The sequence below is a fragment of the Exiguobacterium sp. s7 genome, from assembly GCF_018618195.1.
In the GTDB taxonomy this organism is placed as follows: Bacteria; Bacillota; Bacilli; order Exiguobacteriales; family Exiguobacteriaceae; genus Exiguobacterium; species Exiguobacterium mexicanum_A.
Window position 1 is genome coordinate 1 of record NZ_JACSLO010000012.1, and the last position, 13,384, is coordinate 13,384.

The window sequence follows — 13,384 nt, forward strand, 5'->3', positions numbered from 1 at the left end:
AGACGATGAGGTAGATAGGTCATGGGTGGAAGCACGGCGACGTGTGGAGCTGAATGATACTAATCGGTCGAGGCTTTGATCTAGTCTAATGGTTTGTATGAATTGATGAGTCTTCAGTTTTGAGAGAACGATCTCTCTTGTCTGGTGGCGATGGCGAAGTGGTCACACCCGTTCCCATGCCGAACACGGAAGTTAAGCACTTCAGCGCCGAAAGTAGTTGGGGGTCTCCCCCTGTGAGGATAGGACGTCGCCAGGCAAACGGTGGTTCTGGAGCATTCGCTCAAGGGCCGCCGCTTTTTTTATTTATATCGCGATTCAAATGAAAGAGAGGAAGAACAGATGGCCAAAAAAATCAAAGTATACGTCGAGCCAAACGAGACAATCGATGAGTGTTTAAATCGAATTGCTCAAATGGGGTATCGCCCGGTACGTAGGATTGAGAAGCCTGTCTTTGAACAAACGGGAACCAAAGACGAACCTGTACATTCCCATCAGTCGATTTTATTTGAGTGCGTTGCTCTCAAACCATAATGCCAAACCGTCACGAATGAGTGGCGGTTTTTTTGTGTTTTAATGAACCTAAAGACGAACGATAAATATTCAGACAATTAAATTGTTCGCCGTTTGTTGACATGTTTTGAATGAACAAGGTACGATAGGCGTGTGAGTTAAGAACAAATTAAATAGTGCTCCATATAATCGCGAGGAAATGGCTCGCAAGTTTCTACCTGATCGCCGACTCTGATCAGACTATGGGGTATAGTCGACATTTTTTTGTCGTGGTCTATACCCTAAACTGGTTATTCGGTTTAGGGATTTCTTTTTTTAAGGGGGACATTTAAGTGAAGGCAACAGTAGGTGTGATCATGGGTAGTTCTTCCGATTGGGAAACAATGAGCCATGCTTGTGAAATCCTTGAAGAGTTGAGTATTCCATATGAAAAACAAGTTGTCTCGGCGCATCGGACGCCGGACTTAATGTTCGACTACGCTGAGGAAGCTCGGGCAAGGGGCATACAGGTCATTATCGCAGGAGCGGGAGGCGCAGCTCACTTACCAGGTATGGTCGCTGCAAAGACCACATTACCCGTCATCGGGGTACCAGTACAATCGAAGGCGTTAAACGGACTTGATTCATTGCTCTCGATTGTTCAAATGCCTGCAGGTGTACCGGTCGCAACCGTCGCCATCGGTCGAGCTGGGGCGACGAACGCAGGTCTTCTCGCGGCGCAAATCTTGAGCCTCCAATCTTCTGAATTGATTGAACGTCTCGAGGTTTACCGCCAAGTGAAACGAGATATGGCACTCAAAGCGACAGAGGAGCTGATTTGATGAGAATCGGAATTTTAGGCGGAGGCCAGCTAGGTCGGATGATGTCACTCAGCGCGAGTGCTATGGGATACGAAACGCTAAGTCTTGATCCAAACCCAAACGCACCGGCCGCTCAAGTCGCGCCAAGCATCGTGGCTACATTTGACGACGTAACAGCAGCTCGCGAACTCGCTCAGCGTTCAGACGTCATCACATATGAATTCGAAAATATCGATACAGCGATGATTGAGGCTATCGCTGACAAGTGTCCGCAAGGGATGGATGTCTTAAAGGCGACACAGCATCGGCTCTATGAGAAGCAAATGATTGAAGGTGCGGGCCTTCACGTCGCTCCATATGTTCCAGTTCGTTCCCTCCGAGACGTCACTCGAGCAAGAGACGTGTTAGGCCTCCCATTCGTCATCAAGACGTGCCGATTCGGATATGACGGAAAAGGTCAAACGGTCTTGCGGACGGAGCAAGATGTTCGCACATTTACGGATCAGTTCGAAGAGACGGAGTACGTGGCCGAAGCTTGGCTGCCTTTTAAAAAAGAAATTTCGGTCATCGTAACGAGAGGGGCTCACGCGACGACAACGTTCCCGATCAGCGAGAACATTCATCATCAAAATATTTTACACTTATCGATAGTGCCAGCCCGAGTAGAACAAGACATTTTGGAAGAGGCTCGGCATTTGGCCCTTCAACTCGCTGACCACATCGGATTGATTGGAACGCTTGCGGTTGAACTGTTCATCATGGAAGATGGTTCCTTGTATGTGAATGAACTTGCTCCTCGTCCCCACAATTCAGGGCATTACACGATTGACGCCTGTGAGACGTCCCAGTTCGAGCAACATGTACGGGCAATCACTGGTATGAAGCTCGGCCGGACGACACTCCACACCCCGGTCGTGATGGTTAACCTGTTAGGCGAACATATGGATGAGCTGAATCCGCAAACGTTACCGTCGAATGTTAAACTACATTTGTATGGAAAAGAAGAAGCGAAGACTGGTCGGAAGATGGGGCACTTGAACGTGCTCGCCGATTCCGTCGAAGAAGCGCTTCAGACCATCGAACAATTGGCAATCTGGAAGGAGACCGTTTTATGATTTCACGTTATACCCGTCCCGAGATGGCGGCGATTTGGACAGACCAAAACAAATTTGAGGCATGGCTTCAAGTAGAACTTTACGCATGTGAGGCGTGGAGCGAGCTAGGCGTCATTCCAAAAGAAGATGTCGCGGTCCTGTGGGACAAAGCATCGTTTGATGTCGAACGCATCTTGGAGATCGAGCAAGAGACGCGCCATGACGTCATCGCCTTCACGCGTGCCGTCTCAGAGACGCTTGGAGAAGAGAAGAAGTGGGTGCATTACGGACTGACTTCGACAGACGTCGTCGATACGGCCTTATCGTACTTGATTAAGCAAGCAAACGATATTTTAGAAGCTGACATCGACCGCTTCATCGACATCCTCGCTGAGAAAGCGAAAGCACATAAGTATGACATCATGATGGGCCGTACACACGGTGTTCACGCAGAACCGACGACGTTCGGATTGAAACTCGCCCTTTGGTACGAAGAGATGAAGCGCAACAAGAAGCGGTTCATGGCAGCCCGTGAGACGATTGAGTTCGGCAAGATGAGTGGTGCGGTCGGCACGTTCGCAAACATCGATCCGTTCATCGAGTCGTATGTATGTGACAAATTAGGGATTCAAGCGGCACCAATTTCGACGCAGACGTTACAACGTGACCGTCACGCCGAGTACATGTCGACACTTGCTTTAATCGCTACATCGATCGAGAAGATGGCGACAGAGATTCGCGGCCTCCAAAAGACAGAGACACGTGAGGTCGAAGAATTCTTCGCCAAAGGTCAGAAAGGGTCGTCAGCGATGCCGCATAAACGTAACCCGATCGGTTCAGAGAACATGACCGGCCTGGCCCGTGTCATTCGCGGTCATATGGTGACGGCGTATGAGAACGTCCCACTCTGGCATGAACGTGACATCTCACACTCTTCAGCCGAACGGATCATTCTTCCGGATGCGACGAGTCTCCTCAACTACATGTTGAACCGCTTTGGCAATATCGTGAAGAACTTGACGGTCTTCCCGGACAATATGCGTCGGAACATGGATCGGACGTTTGGCATCATCTTCTCCCAACGCATCTTGCTCGCCTTGATCGAAAAAGGATGGTCGCGCGAAGCGGCGTATGACGCCGTTCAACCGAAGGCGATGCAGGCGTGGGAAGAAGAGACGATGTTCCGCACTTTGATTGAACGAGACGCCGAGATGGGCGCGCTCTTTACGAGTGACGAGCTCGACGACCTATTCGACCCGAGCCATCACGTGCGCCGTGTCGATATCATTTTTGAACGCTGTGGTTTGTGATCGTTGAGGGGCGTCATGCCCCTCTCACTTTTAAGGGGGACGATACAGATGGAAGCAATTTACGAAGGTAAGGCAAAAGCGTTATTCGAGACAGAAGAACAGGGTGTGCTCCGCGTCTATTATAAAGACGACGCGACAGCATTTAATGGGGAGAAGAAAGAATCAATCGCCGGCAAAGGCGTGTTGAACAATGCTATCACGACGCGCTTGTTCGAACTCATGCACGATAACAAGATTCCGACGCATTTCATTAAGCGACTATCGGATCGCGAGCAGCTCGTGCGCCGTGTCGACATCATCCCGCTTGAGGTCGTCGTGCGTAACATCGCCGCCGGAAGCCTTGCGAAACGACTCGGTTGGGAAGAAGGGACACCGCTCCTGTCACCAATCGTCGAGTTCTACTATAAAGATGACGCACTCGGAGATCCACTCTTAACAGAGGACCATATCCGTTTACTGCAAGTTGCCACACACAAAGAAGTCGGAACATTGCGACAACTCGGCCTATGGGTCAACGATGTATTGCTCGATTTCTTTAATGACCATGGCATTGATTTGATCGATTTCAAACTCGAATTCGGTAAAGTCGACGGCACGATCATCCTTGCTGACGAGATTTCACCAGACACGTGCCGGCTTTGGGACAAAGAGACGAAACAAAAGCTCGATAAAGACGTTTTCCGCAGAGACCTCGGATCTCTGACAGACACATACAGCCAACTGTTAACACGCATAGGGGGAATGGACCGATGAAAAAAGTAAACGTGTACGTGACATTACGTGAAAGTGTACTCGATCCACAAGGCGTCGCCGTCAAAGGCGGACTCGAACATCTCGGTTTTGCAGGGGTAGAGTCGGTACGCATCGGGAAAGTCATCGAGCTTCAAGTCGCCGATGAGACTACCGAAGCGATGGTGCGTGACATGTGTGAGAAGTTGCTCGTCAACACGGTCATTGAGAACTATCGGATCGAGATGGGGGTACTCGCATGAAATTCGCTGTCATCGTCTTCCCGGGATCAAACTGTGACCTCGACATGTATCACGCCGTAAAAGATGTCCTCGGTGAAGAAGCGGACTATGTGTTCCATACGGAAACGTCGCTTGACGGTTACGACGGTGTGCTCCTGCCAGGCGGATTCTCATATGGGGATTACTTGCGCTGCGGTGCCATCGCCCAGTTCTCACCGATTATGAGTGAAGTCAAACGGTTCGCAGAAGAAGGGCGTCCGGTACTCGGCGTCTGCAACGGTTTCCAAGTGCTCGTCGAAGCGGGACTCCTACCGGGCGTGTTGATGCGTAACCGTGATTTGAAGTTCATGTGCAAGACGGTCGAATTGAAAGTCGAGACGAACGAGACGATGTTCACGAACGATTATGCACTCGGGGAAACGATCCAAGTCCCGATCGCGCACGGGGAAGGCAACTACTACTGTGACGAGGCGACGCTTGAGACGCTTCGTAGCAATGGGCAGATCGCCTTCACATATACCGACAACCCGAATGGATCGGTCGCGAATATTGCAGGGATCACGAACGCACAAGGCAACGTACTCGGAATGATGCCGCACCCGGAGCGAGCGGTCGAAGCATTGCTCGGCGGGGAAGACGGCAAACGATTATTCACTTCGATGGTGAAATGGGGGACTCGACATGCTACTTACAACTGAACCGACAGCAACACACATCCGTGAAGAGCGACTTTACGCCACGATGGGATTGACCGATGAGGAATACGCGCTCGTCGTCTCACTGCTCGGTCGTGAGCCGAACTACACCGAGATTGGGTTATTCTCGGTCATGTGGTCTGAACACTGTTCGTACAAAAACTCGAAGCCTGTCCTCCGGAAATTCCCGACAACCGGGAAACATGTCCTTCAAGGACCTGGGGAAGGTGCTGGCATCGTCGATATCGGCGATGGCCAGGCCGTCGCTTTCAAAATTGAGAGCCATAACCATCCGTCGGCGATTGAGCCGTACCAAGGTGCGGCGACAGGTGTCGGCGGGATTATCCGCGACATCTTCTCGATGGGCGCGCGACCGGTCGCACTCCTCAACTCGCTCCGCTTCGGAGATTTGAACGAATCACGTGTGAAACATCTCTTCGGTCATGTCGTCTCAGGCATCGCCGGGTACGGCAACTGTGTCGGTATCCCAACGGTCGGGGGGGAAGTCGCGTTCGACCCGGCCTATGCGGGTAACCCGCTCGTCAACGCGATGTGTGTCGGGCTCATCCGCCATGAAGACATTCAAAAAGGTATTGCCGAAGGCGTCGGTAACTCAGTGATGTATGTCGGAGCGACGACAGGACGCGACGGCATTCACGGAGCGACGTTCGCCTCGGAAGAACTCGGTGAGGACGCGGACGAGAAACGCCCGGCCGTCCAAGTCGGTGACCCGTTCATGGAGAAACTGTTGATTGAGGCGTGCTTGGAAGTCATCAAGCACCCGGCCCTCGTCGGCATCCAGGACATGGGGGCAGCCGGTCTCACGTCGTCTTCGGCCGAGATGGCATCGAAGGCAGGCATGGGCATCGAGATGAACCTCGACCTCGTCCCACAACGCGAGGCCGACATGACGCCTTACGAGATGATGTTGTCCGAGTCACAAGAGCGGATGCTCCTCGTCGTCAAGGCAGGACATGAAGATGAGATCGAAGCGATTGTCACGAAGTGGGGACTTCATGCGATCAAAGTCGGTGAAGTCATCGAAGACAAGGTGCTCCGCCTGCTCCATCACGGGGAAGTCGCGGCCGAAGTACCAGTCGATGCGCTCGCAGAAGACGCACCGGTCTACCATAAGCCGTCGAAAGTACCGGCGTACTATGAAACGTTCCAAGCGATGACACCAATCCAACCGATTGTCTCGGACGTCCTCTCGACATGGAAAGACGTGCTCGCCATGCCGACAATCGCTTCGAAACGCTGGGTGTATGAGCAATACGACCATATGGTCCAAACGTCGACCGTCGTCGCCCCAGGAAGTGATGCGGCCGTCATCCGCATTCGCGACACAGACAAAGCACTCGCGATGACGACGGACTGCAACGCCAAGTACGTGTACCTCGACCCACGTGTCGGTGGTGCGATTGCGGTCGCAGAGGCAGCGCGCAACATCGTCGCCAGCGGTGCCACACCACTCGCCCTCACCGACTGCTTGAACTTCGGTAGCCCGGACAAACCAGAAGGCTTCTGGCAGCTCGACCAAGCTGTCGAAGGGATGGCCGAAGCGTGCCGTGCCCTCGATACACCGGTCATCGGCGGAAACGTCTCGCTTTACAATGAGTCGAACGGGACGGCGATTTATCCGACGCCGGTCGTCGGCATGGTCGGCTTGATCGACAAGCCGGAACATATCACGACGTCGTTCGCGAAAGCAGCAGGCGACATCATCTTCCTACTCGGGGAGACGAAACCAGAATTCGGCGGTAGTGCGCTCCAAATGCTGCAAGACGGTAAAGTGAGCGGACAGGCGCCGATGCTTGACCTCGAGACAGAGAGCCGTCAGCAACAAGTATTGCTTACGGCGATTCGGGAAGGTCTTGTCACAGCGGCCCACGACGTATCGGAAGGCGGACTCGCCGCGGCACTCCCTGAGCTCGTGTTCGGCACGGGCTTCGGCGCAGATGTCACAGTCGACGCCGATCTCGTGACGACACTTTTCAGCGAATCACAGTCACGGTTCCTCGTCACAGTCGCGCCACATCAGGCTGATGCGTTCGCGAAGTTGACGAAGGCGACACGCATCGGACAGGTGACAGACACGCCACAATTGACGGTCCGTGCGAGCGACCGCCTCATCGAAATGGACGTCACGGAACTTGAACGGGTATGGGAAGGAGCTATTCCATGTTATATGACATCCGAGGCATGAACGAGGAGTGCGGGGTATTCGGGGTTTTTAATCACCACGAAGCGTCACACCTCGCCTACTACGGCCTCCACAGCCTGCAACACCGGGGACAAGAAGGGACAGGCATCGTCACGGCTAACGGCGAGCGCTTGCACGCCAAACGCGGGCTTGGCCTCGTCGCTGAAGTGTTCGACGAACCGTCGCTCGACGCATTGACCGGGCATCACGCCATCGGTCATGTCCGTTATTCGACGGCAGGCGGCAACACGCTCGAGAACGTCCAACCGCTCCACTTCAAGTCGCTTACGGGCGACTTGGCGATGGCGCATAACGGTAACCTCGTCAACGCCAACGAGTTGAAACATATGCTCGAAGCGGAAGGTGCGATTTTTCAGACGACGTCCGATACGGAAGTCGTCGCCCACTTGATTAAACGAAGCCGCGGCAACTCGATGAAAGAGCGGATTGCAGATAGCTTGGCCCGTCTCGTCGGCGCGTTCGCCTTCCTCTTCTTGACGGAAGACGCGCTCTACGTCGGCGTCGACGTTCACGGCTTGCGCCCGCTCTCGCTCGGCCAGACCGAGGATGGAGCTTACGTATTCGCCTCAGAGACATGTGCGTTTGACGTCGTGGGGGCGACGTACGTACGCGATGTCGAGCCAGGGGAACTCCTCATGATCACGCAAGACGGGATCGTGTCGGAGCGGTACAGCGAGGCATCGGTCCGCGCGATGTGTTCAATGGAATACATCTACTTCTCGCGGCCGGACTCGATCATCGATGGCGTCAACGTGCATACGGCCCGTAAGGCGATGGGGAAGAAGATGTTCGACGAGGCACCGGTCGAAGCGGACGTCGTCACCGGCGTCCCGGACTCGAGCATCTCGGCGGCCATCGGTTACGCTGAGGCGAGCGGAATCCCGTACGAGATGGGACTCATCAAAAACCGCTATGTCGGCCGGACGTTCATTCAGCCGTCGCAAGAACTACGGGAGCGCGGTGTCAAGATGAAGCTGTCAGCGCTTCGAGGCGTCGTGAACGGAAAACGGGTTATCATGGTCGACGATTCGATCGTCCGCGGTACGACGAGCAGACGCATCGTCAAGTTGCTCCGTGAAGCCGGGGCGACCGAGGTGCATGTTCGCATCACGTCACCACCAATCAAGCATCCGTGCTATTACGGTATCGATACATCATCAAAGGAAGAGTTGATTGCGGCCACCAAATCCATCGAAGAGATTAAAGAAGAGATTGGGGCCGATTCACTGGCGTTCCTCACATTGGACGGAACGGTCGAAGCGATCGACCGGCCGTTCGAAGGGAACTTGCGCGGGCAGTGTGCCGCTTGCTTCACCGGACTTTATCCAACTGAACTGGCGGAACTTGTAACAGAGACAAAAGCTTGAGGGGGACTGACGATGAGTTTAAGATATGAACAAGCGGGTGTGAATTTAGAAGCAGGCTATGAAGCAGTATCACGCATGAAGCGTCACGTTGCACGGACGATGCGTCCAGAAGTGATGACCGGGCTCGGCAGTTTTGGGGCGATGATCGACCTCGGCTCGATGCAGTTGAAACATCCGATTCTCGTCAGCGGAACGGATGGGGTCGGCACGAAACTCAAACTCGCGTTCGCGCTCGACCAACATGATACGATTGGAATTGACTGTGTGGCGATGTGTGTCAACGACTGTCTCGTCCACGGGGCCGAACCGCTTTATTTCTTAGACTATATCGCGACCGGCAAGGCAGAACCGGCCAAACTCGAGCGCATCGTCGCAGGGGTCGCCGAAGGTTGCGTCCAAGCGGGCTGTGCCCTCGTCGGAGGCGAGACGGCCGAGATGCCGGGTATGTATCCGGACGGCGAGTACGATATTGCTGGATTCGCCGTCGGTGTCGTCGAGAAGGAAGCACTCATCGATGGCCGGACAATCGAAGCGGGGGACATCGTCCTCGGACTCGCGTCATCCGGTGTTCATTCGAACGGATTCTCGCTCGTCCGCCATATCGTCGAGTCACAAGGCCTTGCCTACACTGACGAGATCGCCATGCTCGATACGACGCTCGGGAACGCCCTTTTGTTGCCGACACGCATCTATTCCGAGGCGGCGAAAGCGGCCATCGCGACGGGGCGTGTCCAAGGCATGGCCCACATCACGGGCGGCGGTTTTTACGAGAACGTGCCACGCATGTTGCCGGAAGGTCTCGGTGTCACGTTCGACGCATCGAATTGGCCGAGTCTGCCCGTGTTCGACTGGCTCGAGCAAGTCGGGCACGTCTCGAAACAAGAGATGTTCAACGTATTCAATATGGGCATCGGCTTCATGATCACGGTCCGGCCTGAAGATGTCGAAGCCGTCGAAGCCGCACTCGAACGCGCTGGAGAGACGTCGCACCGTATCGGGAAAGTTGATGCCAAACCGGGCGTCCGCATCATGGGGGTCGACCAGTGAAAAAATTTGCCATCTTCGCCTCCGGGTCCGGTAGCAACGCCGAAGCGATTTGGCAAGCCATCGACCGAGGCGACTTGTCAGGGGAATGTGTCCTGCTCGTCACGGACAAACCAGAAGCGAAAGTACTCGAGCGGGCGGATCGGTTCAACATCGCGAGCTTCTCGTTCGAACCGAAGGCATATGCGTCAAAAGCGGAATTCGAACAAGAGATTCTCGTCTTGTTACAGACACTCGGCGCCGACTATATCGTCTTGGCCGGGTATATGCGGTTGATTGGGGACGTATTGCTGTCAGCATATCCGAACCATATTATCAACATCCATCCGTCGCTCTTACCGGCGTTCCCAGGAAAAGACGCCATCGGTCAGGCGCTCGCGGCGAACGTGCCGACGAGCGGTGTCACCGTCCATTACGTCGATGCCGGGATGGATACGGGACCAATCATCGCCCAACAAGACGTCGCCATCGCAGGCTGTGATGCGGCCGAAGCGGCAAGACGCATCCAAGCGGTCGAGCATCAGCTCTATCCGCGCGTACTACAACAAGTGTTTATCCAACAGGAGGTTTTCAAGTGAGAGCATTACTGAGTGTGTCAGATAAAACAGGAATCGTCGAGCTCGCGCATGCGTTGCATGAAGCAGGCATCGAACTCATTTCGACAGGCGGGACGGAAGCGGCGCTCATCGCGGCCGGTCTTCCCGTAAAAAATATCTCGGAAGTGACATCGTTCCCAGAGATGCTCGACGGTCGCGTGAAGACGCTCCATCCGCTCGTACATGGCGGACTTCTCGGACGCCGCGATTTAGATTCGCACGTCGAACAGATGAAAGACCACGACATCGAGCCAATCGACTATGTCGTCGTCAACTTGTATCCGTTCAAAGAAACGATTGCGAAAGAGAACGCGACGTATGATGAAGCGATTGAGAATATCGATATCGGCGGACCGAGCATGCTCCGTTCGGCCGCGAAAAACCATGCCAGCGTGACGGTCGTCGTTGACCCGGCCGACTACGGTCATGTGGCCGAAGCGGTTCGTGCCGGCGGGACGACGTTCGAAACACGTCAACGTCTTGCCACAAAAGCGTTCCGTCACACGGCGGCGTATGACGCCTTGATTGCCGACTATTTAGGGCAGCAGATCGGCGAGACGTTCCCGGAACAGCTCACGGTCACGTATGAGAAAGTACAAGACCTCCGTTACGGGGAAAACCCGCACCAGCAGGCAGCGTTTTATAAGACGCCGCTCTATCACGGGATGACGCTCGCGAACGCGGAGCAGCTCCATGGAAAAGAACTCTCATATAACAATATCCAAGATACGAACGCGGCGCTCGAGGCGCTCAGTGAATTGACGGAGCCGGCAGCGGTCGTCGTCAAACATATGAACCCATGTGGTGTCGCTGTCGGACAGACAATCAGCCAAGCGTTCTCAAGAGCCCATGCGGCCGATCCGGTCTCGATTTTCGGTGGCATCGTCGCCTTGAACCGTGAAGTCGATGTGGAGACGGCAGAGGCCCTCCGTAACATCTTCCTAGAAATCATCATCGCGCCATCCTTTAGTGAGGCAGCACTTGACCGATTGAAAGAGAAAAAGAATCTTCGGTTATTGACGCTTGATATGGGCCAGATGACAGGGATGCGCTTGACAGCCGTCGCGGGCGGTCTCCTCGTACAAGATGGGGACGACGTCACACTCGATGATGCGTCATGCCAAATCGTGACCGACCGTCGCCCGACGGCGTCTGAATGGGAAGACTTGAAACTTGCGTGGCGTGTCGTTAAACACGTGAAATCAAACGCCATCGTCGTCGCCAAAGACGAGACGACGATCGGCATCGGAGCGGGACAGATGAACCGCGTCGGCGCGGCGAAAATCGCATTCGAACAAGCAGGTGAACGTGCTACGGGTGCCGCGCTCGGTAGCGATGCATTCTTCCCGATGGGGGACACGGTCGAAGCCGCAGCCGCAGCCGGGATCACGGCCATCATTCAACCAGGCGGATCAATTCGTGACGAGGAGTCGATTGAAGCGGCGAACCGTCACGGAATCACGATGGTGTTCACGTCAGTTCGACACTTCAAACATTGAGAGGAGCGATAAGATGAACGTACTCGTCATTGGACGCGGCGGGCGTGAGCACGCGCTCGCTTGGAAGTTGAGACAAGACGGACATGAGGTGTTCGTCGCTCCGGGTAATCTTAATATGGGCGACGTGACGTGTGTACCAATCGAAGAGACAGATGTCTCTGGCCTCGTCGAGTTTGCGAAGCGCGAGGCGGTTGACTGGACGATCGTTGGTCCAGAGTCGGCCCTCATGGCTGGTGTCGTCGATGTGTTTCAAGCTCAAGGACAAAAAATCTTCGGACCGACTAAGGCGGCGGCGTTGCTTGAAGGCAGTAAAGCGTTTGCGAAAGAAGTGATGCGCGAAGCCAATATCCCGACCGCAGGGTACGACACGTTCACCGACGCCGAGTCAGCGCTCCGACAGATCGATCAACTCGAAGCACCGTTCGTCGTCAAAGCGGACGGACTCGCCGCCGGTAAAGGGGTGACCGTCGCGTTCACACTTGAAGAGGCGAGAGCAGCCATCCACGACATTTTCGATACCGATAAGTTCGGGGACCAATCACGTGTCGTCATCGAAGAATTTTTGGATGGAGAAGAGTTCTCGCTCATGGCGTTCGTGTCAGGGGAGCACGTTATCCCGATGATCACGTCACAAGATCATAAGCGTGCCTATGACGGAGACGCAGGACCGAATACGGGCGGCATGGGCGCCTACAGTCCGATGCCCCACTTGGATGATGCTGTGTATCAAGAGGCGGTCGAACGTGTGCTCTTCCCGCTGGCGCGGACGATGGTCGAGCGGGGCACCCCGTTTGAAGGGTTCTTGTATGCGGGCCTCATCTTGACGGCGGATGGCCCGAAAGTGATCGAGTTCAACGCTCGATTTGGCGATCCCGAGACCGAGGTCATTCTTCCTAACTTGGCATCTCCTCTCCTCGGCGTCATCGAGGCGGTCGTGGACCAAAAACCGTATCCGATTGAATGGGTAGAAGGCTATACGATTGGAGTCGTCGTCGCGGCAGAAGGCTATCCTGATCGAGCGACGACCGGGCAGGTACTGTCAGGCTTCGGTGACTTACGAGATGATGTGCTCGTGTTCCATGCGGGGACGACCCGGGACGGGACCCACATCATCGGTAACGGAGGGCGATTGTTCGTCCTCACGTCGACGAAACCGACGTTGCTTGAAGCGAAGACGGCCGTCTATACGGCACTCGAACAACTTGATTTGCCACAGACGTTTTACCGGCGTGATATCGGAGGGCGGGCGTTGGCTCAGATTTTTTAAAGGATGG

13 protein-coding genes, 2 rRNA genes and 1 riboswitch are annotated in these 13,384 nt (G+C 54.6%); all 15 genes read left to right on the forward strand.

The features are described 5' to 3' along the window. Positions 1-83, forward strand: a 23S ribosomal RNA gene (locus KNP79_RS12675); the annotation flags it as partial. Between the two features lie 57 nt (positions 84-140). Next, positions 141-256: ribosomal RNA gene (gene rrf, locus KNP79_RS12680) — 5S ribosomal RNA — on the forward strand. 83 nt (positions 257-339) lie between these two features. Next, positions 340-531, forward strand: a complete 192-nt coding sequence (locus KNP79_RS12685) for an NETI motif-containing protein (protein ID WP_034781380.1) — start codon at positions 340-342, stop codon at positions 529-531. Between the two features lie 140 nt (positions 532-671). Beyond that, a riboswitch (purine riboswitch) is annotated at positions 672-773 on the forward strand. Positions 774-842: 69 nt separating this feature from the next. Further along, a complete protein-coding gene (purE, locus tag KNP79_RS12690; protein ID WP_152567786.1) occupies positions 843-1,331 on the forward strand; it encodes a 5-(carboxyamino)imidazole ribonucleotide mutase in 489 nt (162 codons plus the stop codon). Further along, positions 1,331-2,425 carry a 5-(carboxyamino)imidazole ribonucleotide synthase gene (gene purK / locus KNP79_RS12695; RefSeq protein WP_200881510.1) on the forward strand — a complete coding sequence of 365 codons (1,095 nt, stop codon included), beginning with the start codon at positions 1,331-1,333 and terminating at the stop codon, positions 2,423-2,425. Before purE ends, purK begins: the two co-directional genes overlap by 1 nt. Next, positions 2,422-3,714: an adenylosuccinate lyase gene (purB, locus tag KNP79_RS12700; RefSeq protein WP_034781330.1), complete on the forward strand. Its 1,293-nt coding sequence runs from the start codon at positions 2,422-2,424 to the stop codon at positions 3,712-3,714. The genes purK and purB overlap by 4 nt, the downstream gene beginning before the upstream one ends. A 48-nt stretch (positions 3,715-3,762) precedes the next feature. Further along, positions 3,763-4,467, forward strand: a complete 705-nt coding sequence (gene purC, locus KNP79_RS12705) for a phosphoribosylaminoimidazolesuccinocarboxamide synthase (RefSeq protein ID WP_215192645.1) — start codon at positions 3,763-3,765, stop codon at positions 4,465-4,467. Then, on the forward strand, positions 4,464-4,706 hold the full coding sequence (gene purS, locus KNP79_RS12710; RefSeq protein ID WP_016509255.1) for a phosphoribosylformylglycinamidine synthase subunit PurS: 243 nt from the start codon (positions 4,464-4,466) through the stop codon (positions 4,704-4,706). The genes purC and purS overlap by 4 nt, the downstream gene beginning before the upstream one ends. Continuing rightward, positions 4,703-5,383, forward strand: a complete 681-nt coding sequence (gene purQ / locus KNP79_RS12715; RefSeq protein WP_034781324.1) for a phosphoribosylformylglycinamidine synthase subunit PurQ — start codon at positions 4,703-4,705, stop codon at positions 5,381-5,383. Before purS ends, purQ begins: the two co-directional genes overlap by 4 nt. Continuing rightward, positions 5,367-7,586, forward strand: coding sequence for a phosphoribosylformylglycinamidine synthase subunit PurL (gene purL, locus KNP79_RS12720; protein ID WP_034781321.1), 2,220 nt, complete (start codon positions 5,367-5,369; stop codon positions 7,584-7,586). The genes purQ and purL overlap by 17 nt, the downstream gene beginning before the upstream one ends. Next, entirely contained in the window at positions 7,562-8,971 is a 1,410-nt protein-coding gene (gene purF / locus KNP79_RS12725) for an amidophosphoribosyltransferase (protein ID WP_034781318.1), read from the forward strand. Before purL ends, purF begins: the two co-directional genes overlap by 25 nt. Before the next feature lie 12 nt (positions 8,972-8,983). Next, positions 8,984-10,018 carry a phosphoribosylformylglycinamidine cyclo-ligase gene (purM, locus tag KNP79_RS12730; protein ID WP_034781315.1) on the forward strand — a complete coding sequence of 345 codons (1,035 nt, stop codon included), beginning with the start codon at positions 8,984-8,986 and terminating at the stop codon, positions 10,016-10,018. Next, a complete protein-coding gene (purN, locus tag KNP79_RS12735) occupies positions 10,015-10,593 on the forward strand; it encodes a phosphoribosylglycinamide formyltransferase (protein ID WP_214708824.1) in 579 nt (192 codons plus the stop codon). The genes purM and purN overlap by 4 nt, the downstream gene beginning before the upstream one ends. Continuing rightward, the gene (purH, locus tag KNP79_RS12740) at positions 10,590-12,110 is read left to right on the forward strand and encodes a bifunctional phosphoribosylaminoimidazolecarboxamide formyltransferase/IMP cyclohydrolase (RefSeq protein ID WP_215192647.1); all 1,521 of its coding nucleotides are present in this window, start codon (positions 10,590-10,592) and stop codon (positions 12,108-12,110) included. Before purN ends, purH begins: the two co-directional genes overlap by 4 nt. A gap of 13 nt (positions 12,111-12,123) precedes the next feature. Then, the gene (gene purD, locus KNP79_RS12745) at positions 12,124-13,377 is read left to right on the forward strand and encodes a phosphoribosylamine--glycine ligase (RefSeq protein ID WP_215192649.1); all 1,254 of its coding nucleotides are present in this window, start codon (positions 12,124-12,126) and stop codon (positions 13,375-13,377) included. Positions 13,378-13,384 lie beyond the last annotated feature (7 nt).

Excerpts from the sequence above, each read along its gene's own strand:
- KNP79_RS12685 (WP_034781380.1), top strand. The coding sequence starts at position 340 with ATGGCCAAAAAAATCAAAGTATACGTCGAGCCAAACGAGACAATCGAT.
- purK (WP_200881510.1), top strand. The coding sequence starts at position 1,331 with ATGAGAATCGGAATTTTAGGCGGAGGCCAGCTAGGTCGGATGATGTCA.
- purB (WP_034781330.1), top strand. The coding sequence starts at position 2,422 with ATGATTTCACGTTATACCCGTCCCGAGATGGCGGCGATTTGGACAGAC.
- purC (WP_215192645.1), top strand. The coding sequence starts at position 3,763 with ATGGAAGCAATTTACGAAGGTAAGGCAAAAGCGTTATTCGAGACAGAA.
- purS (WP_016509255.1), top strand. The coding sequence starts at position 4,464 with ATGAAAAAAGTAAACGTGTACGTGACATTACGTGAAAGTGTACTCGAT.
- purQ (WP_034781324.1), top strand. The coding sequence starts at position 4,703 with ATGAAATTCGCTGTCATCGTCTTCCCGGGATCAAACTGTGACCTCGAC.
- purL (WP_034781321.1), top strand. The coding sequence starts at position 5,367 with ATGCTACTTACAACTGAACCGACAGCAACACACATCCGTGAAGAGCGA.
- purF (WP_034781318.1), top strand. The coding sequence starts at position 7,562 with ATGTTATATGACATCCGAGGCATGAACGAGGAGTGCGGGGTATTCGGG.
- purM (WP_034781315.1), top strand. The coding sequence starts at position 8,984 with ATGAGTTTAAGATATGAACAAGCGGGTGTGAATTTAGAAGCAGGCTAT.
- purD (WP_215192649.1), top strand. The coding sequence starts at position 12,124 with ATGAACGTACTCGTCATTGGACGCGGCGGGCGTGAGCACGCGCTCGCT.